Source organism: Streptomyces xanthochromogenes, assembly GCF_014650455.1.
Classification (GTDB): Bacteria; Actinomycetota; Actinomycetes; order Streptomycetales; family Streptomycetaceae; genus Streptomyces; species Streptomyces xanthochromogenes.
In genome coordinates this window covers 128,904-151,179 of the sequence record NZ_BMUZ01000017.1, presented here as the reverse complement: position 1 = coordinate 151,179, position 22,276 = coordinate 128,904, and the positions used below count along the sequence as shown (strand labels likewise).

Annotated in this window: 23 protein-coding genes; 15 read left to right on the top strand and 8 right to left on the bottom strand. The window is 69.6% G+C overall.

Annotated features, from left to right (window positions below):
- Positions 1-35: 35 nt before the first annotated feature.
- Complete coding sequence (locus IE267_RS35325) at positions 36-1,076, top strand: methyltransferase (protein WP_189766029.1); 1,041 nt, start codon at positions 36-38, stop codon at positions 1,074-1,076.
- Between the two features lie 26 nt (positions 1,077-1,102).
- On the top strand, positions 1,103-2,395 hold the full coding sequence (locus IE267_RS35320; RefSeq protein ID WP_229861612.1) for a cytochrome P450 family protein: 1,293 nt from the start codon (positions 1,103-1,105) through the stop codon (positions 2,393-2,395).
- Positions 2,396-2,477: 82 nt separating this feature from the next.
- Here IE267_RS35320 and IE267_RS35315 read toward each other — a convergent pair whose 3' ends face one another.
- From IE267_RS35315 to IE267_RS35305, 3 genes are all read right to left on the bottom strand, one after another.
- Entirely contained in the window at positions 2,478-2,681 is a 204-nt protein-coding gene (locus IE267_RS35315) for a ferredoxin (protein WP_167151426.1), read from the bottom strand.
- 38 nt (positions 2,682-2,719) lie between these two features.
- Positions 2,720-3,367: an LmbU family transcriptional regulator gene (locus tag IE267_RS35310; RefSeq protein ID WP_229861611.1), complete on the bottom strand. Its 648-nt coding sequence runs from the start codon at positions 3,365-3,367 to the stop codon at positions 2,720-2,722.
- A 226-nt stretch (positions 3,368-3,593) separates the two neighbouring features.
- A complete protein-coding gene (locus tag IE267_RS35305; protein ID WP_189766028.1) occupies positions 3,594-4,442 on the bottom strand; it encodes a TetR/AcrR family transcriptional regulator C-terminal domain-containing protein in 849 nt (282 codons plus the stop codon).
- 117 nt (positions 4,443-4,559) lie between these two features.
- Here IE267_RS35305 and IE267_RS35300 point away from each other — a divergent pair, with 117 nt between their 5' ends.
- The 5 genes from IE267_RS35300 to IE267_RS35280 all read left to right on the top strand — a co-directional run bounded on the left by IE267_RS35300 (position 4,560) and on the right by IE267_RS35280 (position 11,405).
- On the top strand, positions 4,560-5,447 hold the full coding sequence (locus IE267_RS35300) for a siderophore-interacting protein (protein ID WP_167151422.1): 888 nt from the start codon (positions 4,560-4,562) through the stop codon (positions 5,445-5,447).
- A gap of 94 nt (positions 5,448-5,541) precedes the next feature.
- On the top strand, positions 5,542-6,525 hold the full coding sequence (locus tag IE267_RS35295) for an ATP-binding cassette domain-containing protein (protein ID WP_189766027.1): 984 nt from the start codon (positions 5,542-5,544) through the stop codon (positions 6,523-6,525).
- Complete coding sequence (locus IE267_RS35290; RefSeq protein WP_161256654.1) at positions 6,515-7,282, top strand: ABC transporter permease; 768 nt, start codon at positions 6,515-6,517, stop codon at positions 7,280-7,282. Before IE267_RS35295 ends, IE267_RS35290 begins: the two co-directional genes overlap by 11 nt.
- An 89-nt stretch (positions 7,283-7,371) precedes the next feature.
- Positions 7,372-9,633: an ATP-binding cassette domain-containing protein gene (locus IE267_RS35285; RefSeq protein WP_189766026.1), complete on the top strand. Its 2,262-nt coding sequence runs from the start codon at positions 7,372-7,374 to the stop codon at positions 9,631-9,633.
- Between the two features lie 416 nt (positions 9,634-10,049).
- Positions 10,050-11,405, top strand: a complete 1,356-nt coding sequence (locus IE267_RS35280) for a SpoIIE family protein phosphatase (RefSeq protein WP_189766025.1) — start codon at positions 10,050-10,052, stop codon at positions 11,403-11,405.
- Positions 11,406-11,584: 179 nt separating this feature from the next.
- Here IE267_RS35280 and IE267_RS35275 read toward each other — a convergent pair whose 3' ends face one another.
- On the bottom strand, positions 11,585-11,842 hold the full coding sequence (locus IE267_RS35275) for a hypothetical protein (RefSeq protein WP_161252749.1): 258 nt from the start codon (positions 11,840-11,842) through the stop codon (positions 11,585-11,587).
- Positions 11,843-12,005: 163 nt separating this feature from the next.
- On the opposite strand from IE267_RS35275, the gene IE267_RS35270 reads away from it, so the two are divergent.
- Positions 12,006-12,992: an L-threonylcarbamoyladenylate synthase gene (locus tag IE267_RS35270; RefSeq protein ID WP_189766024.1), complete on the top strand. Its 987-nt coding sequence runs from the start codon at positions 12,006-12,008 to the stop codon at positions 12,990-12,992.
- Positions 12,993-13,104: 112 nt separating this feature from the next.
- Here the strand turns inward: IE267_RS35270 and IE267_RS35265 are convergent, their stop codons facing one another.
- The gene (locus IE267_RS35265) at positions 13,105-13,986 is read right to left on the bottom strand and encodes an SDR family oxidoreductase (RefSeq protein WP_167151408.1); all 882 of its coding nucleotides are present in this window, start codon (positions 13,984-13,986) and stop codon (positions 13,105-13,107) included.
- 88 nt (positions 13,987-14,074) lie between these two features.
- Between IE267_RS35265 and IE267_RS35260 the strand changes: the two genes are divergently transcribed.
- On the top strand, positions 14,075-14,653 hold the full coding sequence (locus tag IE267_RS35260; protein WP_167151406.1) for a TetR/AcrR family transcriptional regulator: 579 nt from the start codon (positions 14,075-14,077) through the stop codon (positions 14,651-14,653).
- Between the two features lie 101 nt (positions 14,654-14,754).
- Here the strand turns inward: IE267_RS35260 and IE267_RS35255 are convergent, their stop codons facing one another.
- Positions 14,755-15,195, bottom strand: a complete 441-nt coding sequence (locus IE267_RS35255) for a MarR family winged helix-turn-helix transcriptional regulator (RefSeq protein WP_189766023.1) — start codon at positions 15,193-15,195, stop codon at positions 14,755-14,757.
- A 69-nt stretch (positions 15,196-15,264) separates the two neighbouring features.
- Here IE267_RS35255 and IE267_RS35250 point away from each other — a divergent pair, with 69 nt between their 5' ends.
- Positions 15,265-15,639, top strand: a complete 375-nt coding sequence (locus tag IE267_RS35250; RefSeq protein WP_167151402.1) for a cupin domain-containing protein — start codon at positions 15,265-15,267, stop codon at positions 15,637-15,639.
- Positions 15,640-15,858: 219 nt separating this feature from the next.
- Here IE267_RS35250 and IE267_RS35245 read toward each other — a convergent pair whose 3' ends face one another.
- Positions 15,859-16,323, bottom strand: coding sequence for a hypothetical protein (locus IE267_RS35245; protein ID WP_189766022.1), 465 nt, complete (start codon positions 16,321-16,323; stop codon positions 15,859-15,861).
- A gap of 466 nt (positions 16,324-16,789) precedes the next feature.
- Here IE267_RS35245 and IE267_RS35240 point away from each other — a divergent pair, with 466 nt between their 5' ends.
- From IE267_RS35240 to IE267_RS35230, 3 genes are all read left to right on the top strand, one after another.
- Positions 16,790-17,353, top strand: a complete 564-nt coding sequence (locus IE267_RS35240; protein ID WP_189766021.1) for a YbaK/EbsC family protein — start codon at positions 16,790-16,792, stop codon at positions 17,351-17,353.
- Between the two features lie 124 nt (positions 17,354-17,477).
- Positions 17,478-17,945 carry a PPOX class F420-dependent oxidoreductase gene (locus tag IE267_RS35235; RefSeq protein ID WP_189766020.1) on the top strand — a complete coding sequence of 156 codons (468 nt, stop codon included), beginning with the start codon at positions 17,478-17,480 and terminating at the stop codon, positions 17,943-17,945.
- 159 nt (positions 17,946-18,104) lie between these two features.
- A complete protein-coding gene (locus IE267_RS35230) occupies positions 18,105-19,160 on the top strand; it encodes a glycoside hydrolase family 19 protein (protein WP_229861610.1) in 1,056 nt (351 codons plus the stop codon).
- 162 nt (positions 19,161-19,322) lie between these two features.
- On the opposite strand, the gene IE267_RS35225 is transcribed toward IE267_RS35230, so the two are convergent.
- Positions 19,323-20,669 (bottom strand): WD40/YVTN/BNR-like repeat-containing protein, encoded by a 1,347-nt coding sequence (locus IE267_RS35225; protein WP_189766018.1) that lies wholly within the window; start codon positions 20,667-20,669, stop codon positions 19,323-19,325.
- A gap of 20 nt (positions 20,670-20,689) precedes the next feature.
- On the opposite strand from IE267_RS35225, the gene IE267_RS35220 reads away from it, so the two are divergent.
- Both IE267_RS35220 and IE267_RS35215 read left to right on the top strand, forming a co-directional pair.
- Positions 20,690-20,923: a response regulator transcription factor gene (locus IE267_RS35220; RefSeq protein WP_308428878.1), complete on the top strand. Its 234-nt coding sequence runs from the start codon at positions 20,690-20,692 to the stop codon at positions 20,921-20,923.
- 502 nt (positions 20,924-21,425) lie between these two features.
- Positions 21,426-22,268 carry an AfsR/SARP family transcriptional regulator gene (locus tag IE267_RS35215; RefSeq protein WP_189766017.1) on the top strand — a complete coding sequence of 281 codons (843 nt, stop codon included), beginning with the start codon at positions 21,426-21,428 and terminating at the stop codon, positions 22,266-22,268.
- The last annotated feature ends 8 nt before the right edge of the window (positions 22,269-22,276 follow it).

The following is a 22,276-nucleotide window of genomic DNA, read 5'->3' as shown; positions in this document are numbered from 1 at the left end:
CCCGCACCTCACCACCCACCCGATACGGAGTGCCCATGACCGACACATCGCCGCTCACCACCGACGGCCTGGTACGGATCCTGTTCGGCTCCTCGGCCTTCCAGATGCTCAACGCGGGCCGCAACCTGGGTCTGTTCGCGCTGCTCAGTCGGCAGTCCGGGCTGACCGCTCAGGAGATCGGACGTGAACTCGGCCTGGCGGAACGCCCGGTGCAGATCCTGCTCCTGGGTACTACAGCTTTGGGGCTGACGGTCCGTCAGGACGAGGGGTACCTCAATGCCGCTGTCCTGAACAACACGTTCGAGGACGGCACTTGGGAGATCATCGAGGATCTGATCGAGTACGAGGAGCGGATCGTCCGCCCTGCCGAGGTGGACTTCACGGAGTCGCTGCGCCAAAACACCAACGTCGGGCTGCGCCGGATCGACGGGACCGGCACCGACCTCTACCACCGGCTGTCCGCGAACCCCGAGCTTGAGCAGTTGTTCTACCGCTGCATGCGGTCCTGGTCACGGCTGTCGAATCCCGTCCTGATCGAGCAGGCCGACCTGACCGGGGTGCGCCGGGTCCTCGACGTCGGGGGCGGCGACGGCGTGAACGCCATCGCCCTCGCCCAGGCCAACCCCGGCGTCGAGTTCACCGTCCTCGACCTCCCCGGCACCGTGCAGATCGCTCGCCGCAAGATCGCCGAGCACGGCTTGGCCGAACGGATCTCCGTCCGGGCGGCGGACATCTTCGCCGACGACTACCCGGCGGGGCACGACTGTGTGCTGTTCGCCAACCAGTTGGTGATCTGGTCACCGGAGGAGAACGTGCGCCTGCTGCGCAAGGCCCACGCGGCGCTGCCCGACGGCGGGCGCGTGCTGGTGTTCAACGCCATGTCCGACGACAGCGGCGACGGCCCCCTGTACGCGGCCCTGGACAACGTGTATTTCGCGACGCTGCCGGCCGCGAGCAGCACCATCTACCGATGGGGCCAGTACGAGGAGTGGTTCGCCGCGGCCGGGTTCGTGAAGCCCGAGCGGCTGCCGGGCGGCCGGTGGACGCCGCACGGCGTGATCAGCGCGGTCAAGTGACGCCCCAGCGAGAACCGGAGTCGGCCATGTCCCTCAAGTCCCACGACGCCTCGCCGACCGGTGGGGCCGCGGCGTGCCCCGCCGGTCCGCACATGATGGATCCGGATCTGCTCCGGGACCCTTTCGGCGGCTACGGCCGGCTGCGCGAACAGGACCCGGTGGTGCACGGCAGGTTCGTCGACGGCACCCCGGTGTGGTTCGTGACCCGCTACGACGACGTCCGCGCGGCGCTGCGCGACCCGCGGTTCGTCAACACCCCCTCCCACGTGCCGGGCGAGAAGGGCGCGGACCCGCGCGAGGGCATGATGGAACTCCTCAAGGTCCCTGAGCATCTGCGCGGCTATCTGCTCGGCTCCATCCTGGACAGCGACCCGCCGGACCACCCGAGGCTGCGCCGCCTGGTGACCCGGGCGTTCGCGGCCCGCCGGGTCCTGGATCTGCGCCAGGAAATCGAGCGGATCGCCGACCGGCTGCTGGCCGAGCTGCCGCACCGGGAGGAGGACGGGACGGTCGATCTCCTGGAGCACTTCGCGTATCCGCTGTCGATCACGGTGATCTGCGAGCTCGTCGGCATCCCGACGGCCGACCTCGGCCGGTGGCGGGAGTGGGGCGGCGACCTGGTGTCGATGCGGCCCGAACGACTCCAGCACTCCTTTCCCGTAATGATCGATTACTGCCACGAACTGATCGAGCGGCGCCGCGCCGCGCTCAAGGACGATCTGCTGAGCGAGCTGATCCGGGCCCAGGACGACGACGGCGGACGGCTCAGCGACGTCGAGATGGTCACCATGATCCTCACGCTGGTCCTGGCCGGCCACGAGACGAGCGCGCATCTGATCGGCAACGGCACCGCCGCGCTGCTCACCCACCCCGACCAGCTGGCATTGCTGCGCAAGGACCCGGCACTGCTGCCGCGCGCGGTGCACGAGTTGATGCGCTGGTGCGGGTCGGTGCACGTGGCCCGACTGCGCTACGCCACCGAGGACCTGGAGCTCGCGGGCACAGCGATCGCCCGGGGTGACGCGGTCCAACTGGTCCTGGTGTCGGCCAACTTCGACCCGCGCCACTACAGCGACCCGGACCGCCTGGACATCACGCGCCAACAGGAGGGGCAGGCCGAGAACCACGTCGGCTTCGGACACGGCATCCACTACTGCCTGGGTGCGACGCTGGCCCGACAGGAAGGCGAGGCAGCCTTCGTGAAACTGCTGGAGCACTATCCGGACCTGGCGCTCGCCGATGGGGCCGCCGAGCTGGACCGGGCCCGGCTGCCGGGCAGTTGGCGGCTGAACTCGCTTCGCCTTCGGCTCCGGCCCTGACCACGGTCGCGGACAGGGGCCGCCCGGCATCGGGCGGCCCCTGTCGGCCGGCGACTCGCCTTGGCGGCGCACGGACGGGTGCTCAGCCGGGTGGTCCGTCTCCCAGGGTGATGGCTTGCACCGGGCACGCCAGCGCCGCTTCGTGCACCTGGTGCGGCACCGCGGTCGCGGCGCCTTCGGGCACCAACTCCGAGTATCCGTCGTCGTCCTGAGTGAATACGTCCGGGGCCGTCAGAACGCACTGCCCGGACCCTATACACGTGTGATGATCGATACTGATCTGCATGGAAGACCGTCTCCGATGGTCGGGCGGACAGGGGCCACTCAGTCCCCGAGTGCGTGCGCGGCGGCGCGGTCGAGGGCGACGAGTATCCACTCCTCGAAGTTCCCTTCCACCTTCGCCGCGGCCTCGCGCCAGCGGTCCACGCGATCGACGGACACGCTGATCCTGGGCAGACCGACCTGTGCGAGCGGGGCCGCCCGACTGCCCTGACGGCTCTCCCGCAGCTGGAGCCGGAGCCGGTTCCTCGACCAGCCCTGCTCCTCCGCGCGGTCGAGCCAGGTGTCCGCCTGCTCGGGCGGGAGCGAGGCGACCTCGGCATGGTGGCCGAAGCTCAGGTTCTCGCGCCGTCGCCCGAGCTCGAAGTGCCGTGCCACCCATGCGTAGTTGCGCAGAGTCTGATAGTCGAGTCCAGCGGCCTGTACGCCGGTCCGGTAGCGGTCGGAGTACCGCTCCTGGCCGTACACGAGCCAGTCGCCCAGGCACCAGGCGGATGAGTCGGCGATCTGGAAGATGTGCAGTCCGGCCTTCTCCCACCGGTCGTACGACAGGATGGCGGGAATCTTCAGGCCGACCCGTGTGGTCAGGATCCGCCCTTGATCGTTGCTCCCGCGGCGAGCCGCCGCCTCACCCGGTCTGTGGCCGACTGCTAAATGACTGTCACGCTGGTGGTACTTGGCGATTTGCTGCACGGGTTTTCCCCCTGGAATTGAGCCATTGCCAAATCTCGTCCCAGTCGTCAGCGACCGGGGGCCATGAAAGGACCCCGGCCCAAAAAACCGTAGATTACCGAACGATGTATCGTCAATGATCAATTCCGGACGGATGTGACCGGTTGGAGCGCAAAGGAGCCCGGGGATGACAGCCTCAAGTGTCCGTGATCTCTAAAACCCGTGTGCAATCCCTGCGCCCGGACCCTTACGGCGCGGACGGGGTCGCTCGGGCCGGGCTGCCGATGCCGGGCCGTTCGGCCGCGGCGATCCCGTCGAGGATCAGTTCCAGGCCGACCCGGAAGGCCTCCTTCGCCTCCCGCTCCACATGGGGTGTCGCGTCGGCCGGCTCCTTCCCCGCGTCGTCGGCCGCGGCAGCGGTGGCGTGCGACTCCAGCGCCGCCAGAGCCGGGAAGCGCTCCGCGAAGTCCGGCGCCACCTCGGTGAGCAGAGCGGTCCGCTCCATCCACCACTCCTCGTCGGACACCCCCGTCTCCGGCGCGGCCTGCCGGCGCTCGGCGGCCACCCGGGCCATGCCCCGGACGAACTGGAACAGCACGGCGATGACCCGGCGGACTCTCAAGGGCTCCAGGCCCACCCCGCCCAGGATGCGCACCACCGTCTCCAGTTGCGCGTACTCGCCCGGCCCGAGCACCGGCCGGGCCTGGGAGACCTGCAGGACCCAGGGGTGCCGCAGATAGAAGGACCAGGTGTCCTCGGCCCACTCCGCGATCGCCGCGCGCCAGCCCGCGGCGGTGTCGTACTCGGTGGGCAGCTCGGCCAGCACCCGGTCGTGCATGAGATCGACCAGTTCGCTCTTGCTCGGCACATAGGTGTACAGCGCCATGGCCGTCCGTCCCAGCCAGGACCCCACCGCCCGCATCGACAGGGCTGACATTCCCTGCTCCTCGGCCACCGCGATGCCCGCCGCCACGATCGTGTCGACGTCGAGCGCGGGCTTGGGCCCGGGTGCGGATCTGGTGCCCTTCGGGCCGGCCGAGCGCCAGAGCAGAGCCATTGAGCGACGGGCGTCGCCCTGTCCGGCAAAAATGACCACCTTGCAACTCCTTACTGCATAAAGTAACCTCGCCCCGAGCATCTCCTTACGGTGTAAGGATATCAGGTGGACGTGGGGTCCCGCCTCGGGATGCCCGGCACTCTTGGAAGGTTTTTGATGGCAGAGCTCCCTGTTTCATTCATCCAGGTCACCGACATCAAGCACGTCACGCCGCGCATGGTCCGAGTGACGTTCGACGCGGACCACATCGACGACTCCGTCGGCGGCACGCCGGACCAACAGGTCAAGCTCTGCTTCCCCCGATCCGGCCAGCGCGTGCCCGTGCTGCCGGAACAGGGTGACGACGCGACCAGCTGGTACCAGGCGTTTCTGGCCATTCCGGAGGACGAGCGGCCCTGGATGCGCAGCTTCACCATCCGGCGGCGCCGGCCGGGCACCAACACCCTCGAAATCGACTTCGTCCTGCACGGGGACACCGGCCCCGCCACCCGCTGGGCCGGTTCGGCCCGGCCCGGCAGTCAGCTCGGCATGGTCGGACCTTCGACGCTCTACTCCGCACCCGTCTCCCTGACGGACTCGATCGCGAACTCCGACTGGCTCCTGCTCGCCGGTGACGAGACCGCGCTGCCGGCCATCGGCACCCTGCTGGAGGCGCTGCCCGAGGGGGCACGTGCCCTGGCCTTCGTCGAAGTCGCCGACGCCGAAGAGCGGCAGGACTTCGAGACCGCCGGGAACGTCAGCGTCAACTGGCTCTACCGAGACGGGACTTCGCCCGGCCAGAGCGACAAGCTGGTCGACGCCGTGCGCGAGGCCGAGTTCCCGGCCGGCCGGCCGTTCGCCTGGCTGGCCGGCGAATCGGGGGCCGTGCGGGCCCTGCGCCGTCATCTGGTCAACGACCGGGAGCTGGACAAGAGGTCGATCGACTTCAGCGGCTACTGGCGGTTCAAGCTCACCCAGGACGATGCGCCGACCACGGAGGACATGGCCGAGGCGCAGGAGCGGCTCGCCGAGTTCCAGGCCGCCGCCGACGCCCGCCCGGAATGAACCGCACGGAGGGGCCGGGCTTCGGCTGGGCCCCTCCGCGCCCGACCGAGAAGCGGTACGCGCCGACAAGCGGTACGCGCGAAAGAAGGCTTTCATGATCACAGTGCGAGGTCTCGCCCGGCAGTTCACCCTCCGTGGACGGACCGTCGATGCGGTGAAGGGCATCGACTTCGATGTGGCGGCCGGGGAACTGGTCGGTTTCCTCGGCCCCAACGGGGCGGGAAAGACCACGACCCTGCGCATGCTGACCACGTTACTGCGCCCCACCCGGGGTTCGGGCACCGTGGCCGGCTGCGACCTCCTGACCGACCCGCAGGGGGTCCGGCGCAAGATCGGTTACGTGGCGCAGGGCGGGTCCACCTGGCCGGAGTCCAAGGTCGGGGAGGAGATCGAGCTGCAGGCCCGCCTCTACGGCCTGTCGCGGGCCGAGGCCCGGCGGAGGGGAGCGCTCCTGGCGGAACGGCTCGACCTCGCCGGCCTGGAGCAGCGTCCCGCGAAGACGCTCTCCGGCGGCCAGCGGCGTCGGCTCGACATCGTGCTGGGCCTTGTGCACGAGCCCCAACTGGTGTTCCTGGACGAACCCACCTCCGGACTCGACCCGCAGAGCCGGGCCAACCTGTGGGACCACGTCCGCCGGATGCGCGCCGAACAGGGCATGACCGTCTTCCTCACCACCCACTACCTCGACGAGGCCGACGCCCTCTGCGACCGGATCCTGGTGACGGACGACGGCAAGATCGTCGCCGAAGGAACCCCGGACGAACTCAAGGCAGGCGTCGCAGGTGATGCGATCACCGTCGACGTCGCGGACCGGGCCGCCGAGGCCGCCGAAGTGGTGCGCCGACTGCCCGGAGCCCACGACGTCACCGTCGTCGCCGAGACCGTGCGGCTCAGGGTTCCCCGGGGTGACTCCGTGCTGCCGGAGCTGCTGCGCGCCCTGGACAGCCATCGGATCACGATGACCTCGGTCAAGGTGAACCGGCCCACCCTCGACGACGTCTTCCTCAGCCTGACGGGGCGTTCCCTGCGCGACGGCGAGGCGGCGAGCCCGGCCATGGAGGCCACTCATGCTGCGTGACACCTGGCTGATCTTTCTGCGGGACATGAAGCTGTGTCTGCGCAATCCCACCTGGCTGATCATCGGCATCATGCAGCCGCTGCTGTACCTGTTCCTCTTCGGGCCGCTCATGGTGACGGTGGTGGCCCATACGCCCGGCTTCCCGTCCGGCAACGCCTGGGCCGTGCTCACGCCCGCGCTCATCGTGCAGACGGCGCTGTTCAGCGGTTCGTTCGCCGGAGTCGGGCTGCTCACCGAGTACCGGGTCGGCGTGGTGGACCGCTTCCGCGGAACACCGGCCAGCCGGTCCGCGCTCCTGTTCGGCAAGGTCCTGGCCCAGGCCGTCCAGGCCACCGCGCAGTCGGTGCTGATCGTCCTGGTGACGCTGCTCGTCTTCGACCTGGACGCGCCGGCGTCCGGCATGCTCCTGAGCCTCGCCATGGCGGCGGTCCTCGCCATCACGCTGTCGTCCGGATCGTACGCACTGGCGATGGTCCTCAAGAGCGAGGCCGCGTTCCCCTCGCTGATGAACGCCGTGCTGCTGCCGCTGCTCCTGCTGTCCGGCGTGCTGCTGCCGGTCACCGCGCAACTGGCTCCCGGCTGGCTCTACAACCTGGCCCGCATCAACCCGCTGACCCATGTGGTCGACGCCGAACGGGCCGCGTTCCGCGGGGACTTGGGCTCCACAGGGCTGCTGACCGGGTCCCTCGTCCTGTTGGCGATGGCCGCCCTGGCGCTCGTCTGGGGCACGCGGACGTTCCAGAAGGAGAACGCCTGACGGCGACATCCCGTGAGGCGACAGCCTCTCTGCCCGACCACGACCGGGGCTCTCCGGGGAGCCCCACCCGTACCACCCGAGGAGCACATGTGAGTACCGACGCCATCAAGGTGACCGGTGCGCGGGAGAACAACCTCAAGAACATCTCGGTGGAGATCCCGAAACGGAGTCTGACGGTCTTCACCGGCGTCTCCGGCTCGGGCAAGTCCTCCCTGGTGTTCGACACCATCGCCGCCGAGGCCCAGCGCCAACTCAACGAGACCTTCACCGCCTTCGTCCGCAACTTCCTGCCCGACCACGGCCGTCCGGCCATGGACGCCATCGAGAACATCTCCGCCGCCGTCGTCATCGACCAGAAACGGCTGGGCGGCAACCCACGCTCCACGGTCGGCACCATCACGGACATCAACCCGCTGCTGCGACTGCTGTTCTCACGGGCGGGCGACCCCGTGGGCCTGCCGCCCAGCGCGTTCTCGTTCAACGACCCCCAAGGCATGTGCCCGACGTGCGAGGGGCTGGGCAGGGTCGTGGAACTCGACCTCGACGCGTTCGTCGACCGCGCCAAATCCCTCAACCAGGGCGCGCTGCTGCACCCCGACTTCTCCACGGACAGCTGGTACTGGCTGAGTTACGTGGAGTCCGGCTTCTTCGACAACGACAAGCCGCTCGCCGACTTCACCGAACGGGAGTTGGGGCTGCTGCTGCACGGCGAGATGCCACAGAAGCTCCGCCTGGTCTGGCAGGGCAACACACTGAACGTCAAGTACGAGGGTCTGGTGGACAAGTTCACCAGGCTCTACATCAAGAAGGAGGACATGTCCGAGCGCAGCCGCCAGGTGTTCCAGCGGTTCGTACGCTCGGCTCCCTGCCGGGACTGCGCGGGCACCCGCCTCGCGCCCGCCGCCCGTGGCTGCCGGATCGCCGGCCACCACATCGCGGATCTCACCTCCATGGAGGTCGAGCGCCTGGCCGCGGTCCTGGCGGGGCTGGACCTGCCCCACGTGAAACCGGTCCTGAAGGACCTGGTCTCCCGGCTTCGGCACCTGGTCGACATCGGGCTCGGCTATCTGAGCCTGGACCGCGAGACCCGAACGCTGTCGGGCGGCGAGTCGCAACGGATCAAGATGGTCCGCCATCTGTCGAGCAGTCTGACCGACATGCTGTACGTCTTCGACGAACCGAGCGTCGGACTGCACGCCCGCGACGTGCACCGGCTCAAGGAACTCCTGCTCGAACTGCGGGACAAGGGCAACACGGTGCTCGTGGTGGAGCACGACCCGGACGTCATGGCCATCGCGGACCACGTGGTCGACATGGGACCGAAGGCCGGGACGCTGGGTGGCGAAGTGGTGTTCGAGGGCAGCTTCACCGGTCTCGTCGAAGCCGACACCCTCACCGGCCGCCACCTTCGCCACCGCCTGCCCGTGAAGGCCGCACCCCGGCGCGCGACCGGCGCGCTCAGCGTCACCGGCGCGAACAGTCACAACCTCACCGATGTCACGGTCGACTTCCCCACGGGCGTCCTCACCGTTGTCACCGGAGTCGCCGGATCGGGCAAGAGTTCTCTCGTCAACGACGACTTCCTGAGCCAACATCCGGATGCGATCGTGATCGACCAGTCCGCGGTGACGGGGAGCCGGCGGTCCAACACCGCCACGTACACCGGACTCCTCGACCCGATCCGCAAGCTGTTCGCCAAGGCCAACGGGGTCAGTGCGTCGCTGTTCAGCGCCAATTCCAAGGGCGCCTGCCCCAACTGCCAAGGACTGGGCGTCCTTTACACCGACCTGGCGTTCATGGAGACGCTGAAGTCCGTGTGCGAGGTCTGCCAGGGTCGTCGTTTCGCCGATGACGTCCTCGGCTACCGACTGCGCGGCCGGTCGATCAGCGACGTACTGGCCATGACGGCGGCCGAGGCGGTGGACTTCTTCACCGAGCCGAAGCTCCGCCGGACGCTGCACGCGCTGAACGAGGTGGGCCTGGACTACGTGGGGCTCGGCCAGCCGCTCAGTACCCTGTCCGGCGGCGAGTGCCAGCGCCTCAAGCTCGCCGCCGACCTGCACCGCGTCGGCAGCGTCTACGTGATGGACGAGCCCACCACCGGCCTTCACCTGTCCGACACCCACCGCCTCCTCGGCATCGTCGAGCGCATCGTCGACCGGGGCAACACGGTGATCGTCATCGAGCACAACCTCGACATCGTCAAGAACGCCGACTGGATCATCGACCTCGGCCCCGAAGGCGGCAGCGGCGGCGGGAAGGTCCTGTTCGAGGGAACCCCGGCGGAACTCCTGAAGGCCGCCGGCTCGTACACCGCCGAGTACCTCCGCCGGGACCTTTCGGGCGCCTGACGCGTAGGTGCCCGTCCACCGCCGGGGCGTGGCCGGTGTCGTCGGGGCCGGATCGCGGCGGATCGGACGGAAGGCGCCTGACCTGGGCAGAACCTCAGGTCAGGCGCTTTCTTCGGCTGGGGAGGACGTTCAGCGTCCTCGCCACCGCCGTCGTCCGGTCGGCGGGACGAGGCCAGTCGAGCTGCCTGGGCCCGTCCCGCGCCGGTACACCGCTGCGGGCGAAGGCCGGCAGCTCGCCGTCGCAGCCGACGACGTGAAGCTGCGGGGGACCCTCGCTGGACCACGCCGGTTCTGCTCCGCCCAAGCCGGCGCGGCGTCGGCCAGGTGTCGTTCCTCGGCCCGCGACTGACAGCCGTGCGGATGGTGTGGTTGGCTGGCCTGCGCGATTGCGGCGTGACGGGCAAGGGAGGCGAGGCATGGGCGGAGTGGACTATCCCGGCGGGGTACGGGAGGACGGGCTGCCGGCGGCGCTCTCCGATCCGGCCAGACTGGCGGCGCTGGAGGCCAGCGGGATGATCGGCAGCGCCCCGGAGCAGATGTTCGACGACCTGACGCGACTGGCCGTGTCGGTTACGGGTTCAGCCATCTCCGCGATCACGTTCGTGGGGAAGACCCGCACCTACTGGAAGTCGGTGCCGCACCTGCCCTACGGCACCGTGGACGAGTGGCAGAACGCGGTGGGCGACAGCTTCTGCTACTTCGCCGTCGGGGCGGAGGGCCCGTTCATCGTCGAGGACGCCGAGAAGGACCCGCGCACCGCCGGACACCAGGCCATCGGGCCCTGGGGCGTTGGCGCCTGGGCCGGATTCCCGATCGTCACCAGCGACGGTCAGGCGATCGGCACCATGTGCGTCATCGACGCGAGCCCGCGCCAGTGGAAGACCCAGGACCTGGAAACCCTCGCCGTGCTGGCCCGCGCGGCATCCAACGAGATCAATCTGCGCATCTCCCTGGGCGCGACACAGGCCGCGCTGAGCACCGCGCAGGTGGCGCTGCACCAGGCACAGGGGGCGCTGGCGAACTCCCGCGAACTGGCCCGCTCCCTCCAGGACAGCCTTCTGCCGCCGGCGCTGCGCCCGGTACCCGGCATCGACGCCTCGGCGCTCTACCTGCCTGCCAGTGGCGACGCGGATGTGGTGGGCGACTTCTACGACCTCTTCCACTCCCGCGGGCCGTGGTGGACGGCCGTGCTGGGCGACGTGTGCGGCAAGGGCACCGAAGCGGCCAAGGTCACCGCGTTGGCCCGCTACACCCTGCGCGCCGACGCCGGGGACCACCTGTCGCCCGCGACGGTCCTCGGCCGGCTGAACGCCGCCATGCTCGCCCAGCGCTCCCCGCGCTTCCTGACCGCCGTCCAGGCCACGCTCCGCACCACACGAGCCGGCGTGGCCGGACGCCTGTGCCTGGCGGGCCACCCGCCGGCCCTCGTCCGCCGCGCCACGGGGCGTGTGCAGCAGGTCGGCACCAGCGGCACTCTCCTCGGCGTCCTGGAATCCGTCCGCCTCACCGACGTCCGCTTCCGGCTCGCCCCGGGCGACCTGCTGTTCCTCTACACCGACGGCGCCTGCGAAGCACGCCCGGACCCCCAGGGGCCCGCACCCGACCGGTCGATCTTCGACGAAGGAGCCCTCGCCCAGGCCCTGGCGGACACCCACGGCCTCGACGCGGCCGCGACCACCGCCCAAATCGCCCGCACGCTGGCCGACCACCACGGTGGCTGGGCCAGCGACGACACCGCCCTGCTCGCCCTCCGGGTCCCCCCACCACCCTGACCCGGCCCGCCCCGACCGGACACGGCACTCGGGCCGGAAGGCGTCCCGGCCACGCCCGCACCGAACTCCGGTGAGCAGAAGCCCCGTTGAGCATCGAGCAGCCCGTACCGGATTTGGTGGACACGACCACGGAGTCCTCCGTCCGCACCGGGGCGAACGGAGGACTCTTCGTGTGTGGCTCAGTCGATGACGACGATGCTGCTCTCGCGGCCGCCGGTAGCGCTGTCGGTGGCCCAGCCGTAGCCGCTGTTCGCGGTGTGGACGTGGGAGGTCCCGGCGAAGCCGGCCCAGTGTCCGGCGACGAACGGCTCGTCAGCGCTGACAACACCCTCGTAGCGCCCGCCAACGGCGACGTCCGCGTAGGCGGGGGCGGCCAGGCCGGCCATGGTGAGCGCAACGGTGGAAGTGACCAGGACCCGGGCCAGCATGCTCTTCATCAGAGTTCCTCTCAGCGTGGGGATGTCCCCTGAGTTAACGCAGACGGCAGGCCCGTACGGTCGCTGCACGCGCCAACACACGTAGCGGATCACCCAATTCGCTCAGGTGAAGGGCGACCGGCGCTTGTTCCCGGCAGCCGGCGATCAGTGGAAGAATCCCCGCGTGACGGTACGTACCAGTGATATCGAGAAAGCGGCCGGGCTGCTGCGCGCCGGAGGGCTGGTGGCCCTCCCGACCGAGACGGTCTACGGTCTCGGTGCCAACGCCGAGGACCCCGCTGCGGTCGCGCGCATTTTCCAGGCCAAGGGGCGGCCCTCCTCCCACCCGCTGATCGTTCACATCGGCGGCGCGGACAGCCTCGACCAGTGGGTGGAGGGCGTTTCCCCCACGGCCCGGCTGCTGGCCGAACACTTCTGGCCGGGGCCGCTGACGCTGGTGCTGCCCCGGGGCCCTCGTGTCCCCCTCGAAGCAACTGGTGGGCTGGACACGGTGGCCGTGCGCGTGCCCGCCCATCCCGTGGCACTCGCCCTGCTGTCCGCCTTCGGCGGCGGAATCACGGCGCCCTCCGCCAATCGTTTCGGCTCGGTCAGTCCGACGACTGCCGACCACGTCCGTGCGGAACTCGGCGCGGCCGTCGACTTCGTGCTGGACGGCGGCCCGTGCGAGGTCGGCGTCGAGTCGACGATCGTCGACGTCACCGGTGAAGTACCCGGCGTCCTGCGGCCCGGCGGGGTGACGCGCGAGGAACTCGAAGCGGTGCTGGGGTGCCCGGTCACCGTTCCCGAAACGAGTTCCGTCCGGGTACCGGGCCAGCACCCGTCCCACTACGCGCCACGGGCACGCGTCGTCCTGGTCGCGCCCGACAAGGTCGTGGCCGAAGCGGAAAGCGCACAGGAACGGGGGCACCGGGTAGGCGTCTTCCTCCCGCCCACTGCCGTCACTCCGCCCAAGGTGCACGCCGTGGTCGACCTGCCTGCCTCGGCGGCCGGCTACGCACGCGGACTGTACGGGTTCCTGCGCGAGCTCGACGAGCAGGGATGTGACCTCATCATCGCTTCCCTGCCGACGGAGGAGGGGCTCGGCCTGGCCATCGCCAATCGCCTCCGCCGCGCTGCGGGACCCCGGCCCGACGATGAGCAACGAGGCTGACCGGAACGGTAGTTGACGAGGTGCCGGCGCCTCCGGGATCGTCGGCGCCCCGGTACCTTCGACGGACCGAGCCGTCCGCGCGAATGTTCCGAGCGGGCCTCTCGGTTGCCGGTCAGGGCTGGATGTTCTCCAAGTCCTCCAGGAGGCCGGGGTGCTTCGGCTCCCAGCCGAGTGCACTCCGGGTGCGGGCGCTGGACGAGGGCTGGTCGGCCTCGAAGATCGGGCCGAGGGGGCCATAGGTCTGCACCGGCACCGACTCGACCGGCAGACCCAGCCGCCGCCCGACGACCTCGGCGATGTCCCGCACCCGGTCTCCCTCGTCGGCCACGGCGTGCCAGGCGCTGCCGGCTTCCCCGCGCTCCAGGGCGAGCCGGAACAGGGCTGCCGCGTCGAGCGCGTGGACGGCCGGCCAGCGCTGTGTGCCGTCGCCCGGGTAACCGGACACGCCGGTCCGGCGTGCGATGTCGGTCAGCAGGCCGGCGAATCCGCCCGAGCCCTGGTTGTGGACGGTACGCGGCAGGCGTACGGCCGTACTCCTGACCCCGCGCGCCGCAAGGCCCAGGACCGCCGTGACCGCGCGGCCGCGACCGCCGACCGGTCCGTCGGTCGGCACCGGATCGGCCTCGGTGGAGAGGCGGCCCGGGGTGTGGGGCGTACCCGAGGCGGTCACGAACGGGCGGTCGCTGCCGACGAGTTCCTCGCCGAGCGCCGCGAGGGCGGCGCTCTCCTCGGCGACGTTCCGCGCGAGGGCCTCGGGACTGCTGAAGTCGTTGCCGAAGGCGAGGTGGACGACGCCGTCGGCCCGGGCCGCGCCTGTCCGGAGGACATCCAGATCGGCGAGGGCTCCGCGGAGCGGCTCGGCGCCGGCCGCCTCGACGGCGCGTGCGGAGGCGTCGGAACGGGCGAGTGCGAGGACGGTGTGGCCGTTGCCGAGCAGTTCGGCGACGACGGTGGAGCCGATCAGGCCGGTGGCGCCGGTGACGAAGACGCGCATGGGAAATCCTCCATCAAGTGATGGGACTCTTGTCCCGTCACACGCTACCAGGCGACGGGACAAGAGTCCCATCACATAGGATGACCCCATGAGTAGGTGGGAACCAGGCGCACGCGAACGCCTCGTCGTGGCCGCAGTCGATCTGTTCACCGAGCAGGGGTACGACGCCACGACGGTCGCGCAGATCACCGAGCGTGCCGGGGTCACCAAGAGCACCTTCTTCCGGCACTTCCCCGACAAGCGCGAGCTGCTGGTGGCCGGGCAGGAGACGCTGAGCAGGCTGCTCACCGAGGGGATCGCCGAGGCCCCCGCCGCCGCCACGCCTCTGGAAACGGTCGCCGCCGGTCTTGAACGCGCATCGAATGCGATGGGCCCCATGAACCGCGAGCTCGCCCCGCGCGTGCGGGCGGCCATCGCCGCCTGCACCGAGCTGCAGGAGCGTGACGCCCTCAAGGCCGTCAGCCTCACCGCCGCGATGACGACCGCCCTGGTCGCCCGTGGCCTGCCCGAAGCCACCGCGGCCCTGGCGAGCGAGCTGGGCATCCTCGCCTTCAAGCGCGGGTTCGCCGAGTGGTCCGAGGGTGACCGCGACGGCCAGGACGAACTCGCCGGGTACGTCCTGGCGGCTCTGGACGAGCTGCGCGTGGCGAGCGCATCACTGGGCTGAGCGGTCGGCCGTGCCCGCTCGTCGGCGGGCTGACCGGGTAGGTCCACCCTCGTGGAGGGCCCGGGCGTGCCCGTCGCCCCGTACGGCGCCGGGCCGGTGGTTCACCAGGCGGGGCGGATCGGCCCCCGCGGTGCGAGTCGTCTCAGGTCGGTGACCAGTTCGCCGAAGCGCGTCTCGCCCAGTACTTCTCTCCATGCCGCGACGGCGGCTCGGGCCGCCTGATCGGCGGCGCGCGTGGCGGCCCAGCCGGTCGCGGTCAGGGCCAAGAGGCGGGCGCGGGCGTCGTGCGGGTGCGGAAGCCGTTCCACGTATCCCTTGCGGACCAACTCCTCGACGAGCTGGGCGGCGGCCTGCTTGGTCACGCCCAGGTGCTCGGCGAGGTCGGCCGTGGTGGCGCCGCCGGCCGAGATGCGGGCGAAGGCGAAGCCGTGCGCGGGCCGGAGGTCCGCGAACCCCTGCTGGGACACGGTGGTGTGGATCTCCTGTACCAGCTGGCCGGAGAGGGCCAGTACAAGTGCGGAGAAGTCCAGGGCGTCGTCCATGGCTTGACTATAACTCGTCAACCAGCTTGTCTATGTGGACAAGGAACTTGTCTAGCTGGAGGTTGGCGTATGTCGTTCATCCGCAGTGAAGAAGCCGTCGTGCACGAGATCCACGGTGGCCGTTTCGTTTCCTACGTACGTCCGGACACCGGCAGCCGGGACCTCGCCGCCTGGCGCGTCGAGATCCCGGCCGCCATGGTGGCGCCGACCCATACGATCAGCGAGGAGGAGACGTTCTACGTCCTGTCCGGCAGCGTCCGGCTCGTCATCGACGGCGAAGGCCTCGAACTCCGGCCGGGGGACGCGGCGGTGGCGCCGGCAGGCTCCGAGCTGGCGCTCGCCAACACCACCGACGAGCCCGCCCAGCTGTGGGTCAACACGCGTGTCGGGCTCACGGCCCGGCTCGCCGACGGCAGCAGCATGTCGCCTCCCTGGGCTCGCTAGTGCTGTGACCGACGGGCCCGGCCCTCCCGTGGATCAGGTGGCCGGGCCCGTCCCGTGCGCATGGTCGAAAGCTGTCACGTCATGGGGCTGCGCGGCGCCCGCGTGCCCGCGGTCCCGCCGCCTTCGCGGGGGCGCCTTCGCCTCGGCGGCCTCGATGGGCCACGCCTGTGGGGGCCCGGCAGGGGCGCGGGAGGCGGGCAGCGGTACGGCTGTGGTCGCTCAGTGGTTGGTGCCGGTGGCCCAGATCGCTTGGCTGCCGTCGTAGATGACGACGTTGCCGTCGTCCTGGACGACCAGTCGTGAACCCGGGTGGCCGCTGGTGTTGGATGCCCATACGGGCCTGTTGGAAGCGGTGTAGACGACGAAGTTGCCGTCCGTCTGGAACCGGGCCGTCCAGCCCTGGCCGACCGTGTTCGATGCCCAGCGCGCCCGGTTGAACTCGTCGTAGACGACGAGGTTGCCGTCCGTCTGCAGGACGAGTCGCGCCGTGTTCGAGCTCAGGGACTGGTTGCGGTTCAGGGTGAACGGCGCGTAGCGCGTCTGGTTGGCCTGGGGTCCCAGCGCGGTGACCGAACCGTGCTCGGCCGCCGGAGCGTGTCCGGCGGGTGCGGCGTTGGCCTGGCCGGTCAGCGCCATGGTGGCGAGGGTGGCCGTTGCGAGAAGGGTGATGACTCTCTTCCTCACGAGCGGACTCCTTGAGTCAGTCAGTGCATCCTGCGAGTGCCCGACCGGGCACCGCAGCGGCACTCTGGCACCATCGACACACCGGAAGGAGCCGCTCCGTACGGCGGTGGCGGGTTCATATGCCCTCTTTGATGAGAAGGTTCCGGCATTGCGGGGCGGGCAAATGCCGACGAATGCCCACGAAGGGCCAGCTCCTCGGCTTCCGGTGCTCCGGAGAGTGCGAGCGGATCAACTGCCGTCTCCTGATGGGCAACCGCGACCTCGTGCGGGACTCAAAGTCCGATTCCCGAGCGCCTCGTGCCGGTCGCACCACTGGTCATGCCAGGAGGGCGCGTCAACGGCGTGTATGCGGACGAGGTCGAATCCCGGGGTGCGAGGGCGCGCCCGACCGGCGCTGACCGCGCGTGGCCACCTGCGCTCGGGGGGCCGCATCGAGCACCGCGGGAGCTGGACTAAGGTCGCGTCCATGGCCACCCTGGTTCCCGCCCCCTTCGGCGACTTCGCCGCTGCCCACCCCGCGCTCGAAGTTCGTGCGGACCTCGTCGCGCCGGTGGCAGGCGCTCTCGCACATTGGGACGCCGCTGAAGCGGCCCGCGCGGTCCTCTATGTCGACACCGACCCGGCCAAGGCCGACACGGCTGTCTTCGCGGAGTCGTACAAGGTCCCGCTCGACGTCTCCGCGAACTGCGTCGTGGTCGCCGCCAAGCGGGGCGGCGAGACCACACTCGCCGCCTGCCTCGCACTCGCCGGTACCCGGGTGGACGTGAACAGCGTCGTGCGCAAACACCTCGGCTCGCGCAAGGCGTCCTTCGCGCCGATGGACGTCGCCGTGGCCGAGAGCGGGATGGAGTACGGGGGCATCACGCCCATCGGCCTTCCCTCCTCCTGGCCGCTGCTCGTCGACGCGGCGGTGGTCGAGACCCCGTTCGTCCTGGTCGGCAGCGGCCGACGCCGCGGCAAGCTGATCGTCCCGGGCTGGGCACTCGCGCAGCTCCCGGGGGTCGAGGTCCTCCAGGACCTGGCCCGCTGAGAACTCCTGCAGACGACCGCCCGGCATTGGCCGCGCCGGTGCTGCGACAGGAGCGGCAGGGGGCGGCGGCGGCCACGCGCGCCCTGCCTCTCCGGCCGTGCCCGCCTGTCGTAGGGTGCGGTACATGAGTCCTAGCATCGCTTCCAACACTCCTGTAGAACTTGACCAGTTGCTTGAGTTCGCACGTACGAGGCACCGCGCGATCCTGCTGACCCGGCGCGCCGACGGCGACCCGCAGGGGTCGCCGCTGACGTGCGGCGTCGACGCCGAGGGACGCCTGGTGATGTCCACGTATCCCGAGCGCGCCAAGACACGGAACGCCCGCCGGGACGAGCGGGTGAGCGTGATCGTGCTCTCGGACGAGTGGAACGGGCCGTGGGTGCAGATCGACGGCACGGCCGAGGTCATCGACGCGCCGGAGTCCGTCGAGCCGCTGGTGGACTACTTCCGCAGCATCAGCGGTGAGCACCCCGACTGGGACGAGTACCGCGCGGCCATGCTGAAGCAGGGCAAGTCCCTGATCCGCGTCACCCCGGTCCGCTGGAGCCCGGTGGCGAAGGGTGGCTTCCCGGCGCGGCTGGCTCAGGAGTAGCTCCTTTCCGCCCCGAGCCGTGGCCGTTCCCGCCGTCACCTCGATGCGCGGCGGACGCGGAATGGTCTGGACCTTGACAGGTGCAGACCATTCCGCTTGAGTCTGCCCCGATCCCACTCGACTCCTAGAAGGAGTGGTCGCGTGTCGAGACAACGGCTCATGGCTCTTCTCACCACGCTCGCGGTCGCGTTGGGGCTTGCCCTCGTCGTGCCGCTGGCATCCACTGCCTCCGCCGCCGCCACCTGCGCCGGCGCCTGGAATTCCTCCTCGGTCTACACAGGTGGTACGTCCGCCTCGTACAACAGCCACAACTGGCAAGCCAAGTGGTGGACCCAGGGCGAGACCCCCGGAGCGGCCGGCGTCTGGGCGGACCAGGGTGCGTGCGGCGGCTCGGGCGGAACCGGCGGTAGCTGCGACTACCCGGCGTGGACCGCGGGCCATGCCTATGTGGCCGGCGACGTCGTCAAGTACACGGACGGCAATTACTACGTCGCCGAACACGACAACCCGGGCTACGACCCGGTCATCAGCACCTGGTACTGGGACCCGTACAGCTGTAATGGCGGTGGCGGTCCGACCACTCCGCCGTCCAACGGCTCCTTCGTGGTCAGCGAGGCCCAGTTCAACCAGATGTTCCCGAACCGGAACTCGTTCTACACGTACAGCGGTCTGACCGCCGCACTGAGCGCGTACCCGGGTTTCGCCACCACCGGTAGTGACACGGTCAAGAAGCAGGAGGCCGCGGCCTTCCTCGCCAACGTCAGCCACGAGACCGGCGGCCTCGTCTACATCGTCGAGCAGAACACCGCCAACTACTCCCACTACTGCGACGCGACCCAGCCCTACGGCTGCCCGGCCGGGCAGTCCGCCTACTACGGCCGAGGCCCGATCCAGCTGAGCTGGAACTTCAACTACAAGGCGGCGGGCGACGCGCTCGGCATCGACCTGCTCCACAACCCGAACCTCGTGCAGACCGACTCGGCGATCGCCTGGAAGACCGGGCTCTGGTACTGGAACACCCAGAACGGCCCCGGCACCATGACCCCGCACAATGCCATGGTCAACGGGGCCGGGTTCGGCGAGACCATCCGTAGCATCAACGGCAGCATCGAATGCAACGGCGGAAATCCCGCCCAGGTGCAGAGCAGGATCAACGCCTACCAGAGCTTCGTCTCCATCCTCGGCGTCCCGGCCGGGAACAACCTGAGCTGCTGACAGCTCCAAGGGCTGCCCTTCGCCGCCCTGCCCGAGACGCGGCCGTGCGCCGAGCCGGGCCGCGGGTAACCGCGCCCCGGCTCGGCGTCAACTGGTCGGCGTGCCCCGCTCATGGGCGAGCGGGGCACGCCGAGCCGATCGAATGCGCTCATGGCCGGAAGGTCACAACTCCAGGCAGTGCACCCCTCCTTGCACCGTGCCCACGTAGAGCCGGCCGCCGGCAGCCGCCAAGCTCGTGGCGTTCAGGTTCTGCAGGCCGTTGGAGATGTTCTGCCAGGTCCGCCCGCCGTCCGTGGAGCGCAGGACACCTCGGCCGCCACGCGGCAGGGCCGCATCCCAGTAGCTGGTGGTGGCGGCGTGGAGAGTGTCGTCGACCTGGAGCAAATCGCTTACGCGCAAAGGTAGTTGACCGGTGTCGGCGGTACGGAACGTCCGGCCGCCGTTCGTCGAGACCCTGATCGTGTCACCACCGATCAGCATCTTCGGGCCGGCGAACTCGATGGTGTCGACGCGGCCGTCGGCGACCTTGGTGATGTCGTCGCCGCCGTTGTCCGAGCGGTAGAGGCCGTCCGGGGCGCCGAGCCACAGCCGGTCGCGGTTCTCCGGGTCACCGGCGACGGCGGTGAAGTGCGTCCGGTCGTTGAGCAGGTTCTTCCAGGTGGCGCCGCCGTCCTCGGTGGAGAAGAGGCCCGTGCCCTCCAGGTTGCTGTACGCGACGTACACGCGGGCGGGGTCGGCGGGGTGCACGGTCATGGCGAACACGGTGCCGTTGCTCTCCGTCTTCTCCTGCCAGGTGGCACCCGCGTCACCGCTGCGTTGCAGGTGGAAGTCGCCCCAGGCGCCGCAGCGGACCCGCCACACGATCCGCGAGTTCTTGGCGGAGGCCTGGAGCAGCCGGGTCTCAGCGCCGATCGTGCCCTCGCCGCCGGTGGTTCCCCACTCCGTGCCGGCGACCGGCAGCGGGGCCCGGTGGGTGCCCTGTTGGCCGGCCGCGAGCAGCTGGTCACCGCTGACGGCAAGGGAGTTGACGGCTCCGCCCTGGACGCCCAGGCGGCGGTAGCCCTTGCCGTCCGCGGTGCCTCGATAGACACCGGCGGCGTCCGCGGAGACCGTCAGCGAACCGTCGGCCCAGCGGTCGAAGTCCGAGGTCGTGGACGCCTTGCTGACGGACGGAATGCTGCTCCACCGACGGCCGTGGTCGCGGCCGACCCGGATGTCCTTGCCGTATCCGACGTACATGTCGCCGCCGCTGAGGGTCAGGCCCGAGGCGCCGTAACCGTGGTCGTCCAGCGTGGCCCAGCTCTCGCCACCGTCGAAGGAGCCGACGATGCCCGAGCCGATCTCCTGGATCGCCACGACCTGGCTGTCCGCGACGACGGTGACGGAGGTCCGGCCGCCGGTGGAGTCGTAGACCTTGGTGGCCTTGCCGAGCGTGCCGGAGGACAGGCCGTCCCGCTTCCACAGCGACTTGCCCGTCGAGAAGTAGAGGCTGTCATCGCCGATCGCCACGTCGTAGACCGCGTCGACGACTGTGCTGGCGCACGGCCACCCCGCTGGACGCCCCGGCGGACGATCCCCTCACCGAGGAGGACCGGCAGATGCTCACGCTGCTCGTCAGTGGGCTCAAGGACGAAGCCATCGCGCGCCAATTGGGCTGGTCGGTACGGACGATGCGGCGCCGTATCAGCCGTCTCCACGAGGAGCTGGTTGCGGCCAACCGCTTTCAGGCAGGGGTGATCGCGGCGCGGCGAGGCTGGATATGAGGCTCGGCGACGGCAAGGAGAGCCGGCTCTGCGGCTTGAGGGGGCGGGTCGATGAGCGGCCGATGGGGGCCACATCGACATGTGGCTACGTCATCGTCACCCGTGTCCGTTCTTCAACTCCCTTTTGAACTCGCTTTTGCGGAGCGGGCGCCGGCTGCCTCACTAATTTAGTTTTCGAATAAATCAATAGTCGGTCGCCGGGGGAGTCTCGAGAGAATGGGCCGCGGTGGCGCGCTGGTCATCTCATCGTAGGGAGTTCGGCAAAGAGATTCCCAAGGATCTGCGCCGTAGGCCCCCCGTTGGGGACGTGAGTGGCCGCATCGAGACGCCTGATGACGGGTTCCGTCGGACAAAACCACACTACTGGCCATGTGTTGGCAAAGAGATGCGCAAGGGTTCTTCCCACGTAAGGGCTAGGACTTATCCCCTCAGGTCCTGCTTAAGAACGAGAAGTTATGGTGATCATCAATACTCCGCATTTTGCCCGCTTTGGAGGAATGCTGTGGAAGTCAAAGTCCTTGGTGCGCTCGAAGCCTCGGTCAACGGAGCGTCGATCGTTCCCACCGCCGACAAGCCGCGACAACTGCTCGCACTGCTCGCCCTCTCGGCGAATCAGGTCCTCCCCGCATCCCAGCTCATGGAAGAACTCTGGGGCGAGGAACTTCCGCGTAGTGCGATGACCACGCTGCAGACCTACATCCTCCGTATCCGGCGCAGCATAAATGACGCTCTCGACGCGAAGGCGGTACGCGGTCCCAAGGAAATCCTGGCCACCAGGAACGGCGGATACCTCATGGACGCGCTGCCCGGCAGCGTCGACGCCCTCGAATACGAGCGCTTCGCCGCCGCCGGACGGCGCGCCTTCGAGCGGGGCGAGGACGACACCGCCGTTCGACTCCTGCGTCAGGGGCTCGCGTTGTGGCGAGGTCCCGCCCTCGTGGACACATGTGCCGGGCGGCTTCTGGAAATCGAGGCGACCCGCCTTGAGGAAAGCAGGCTGGGCGACCTGGAGCGTCGCATCGAAGCCGAACTGCGCCTGGGCCTCCACGCCGACCTGACGATCGAACTCACCACACTCATCGCCCGCTATCCGCTCCACGAAGCGCTGCATGCCCAGTGCATGGTGGCCCTGTACCGCGCAGGCCGCCCCGCCAGGGCACTGTCCGCATACGCCGCACTGCGGCGCAACCTGGCGACGGAACTGGGCATCGACCCTTCACTACGGCTGCAGAGCCTGCACTGCGCGATACTCGGCGGCGACCCGGTCCTCGACCAGCACGACACGACGTGCCGCAGAGTGCTGGATCTCTTCGCCTGCCGTGGCGCCACTGGTGCCCGCCGTTGACGACGGAT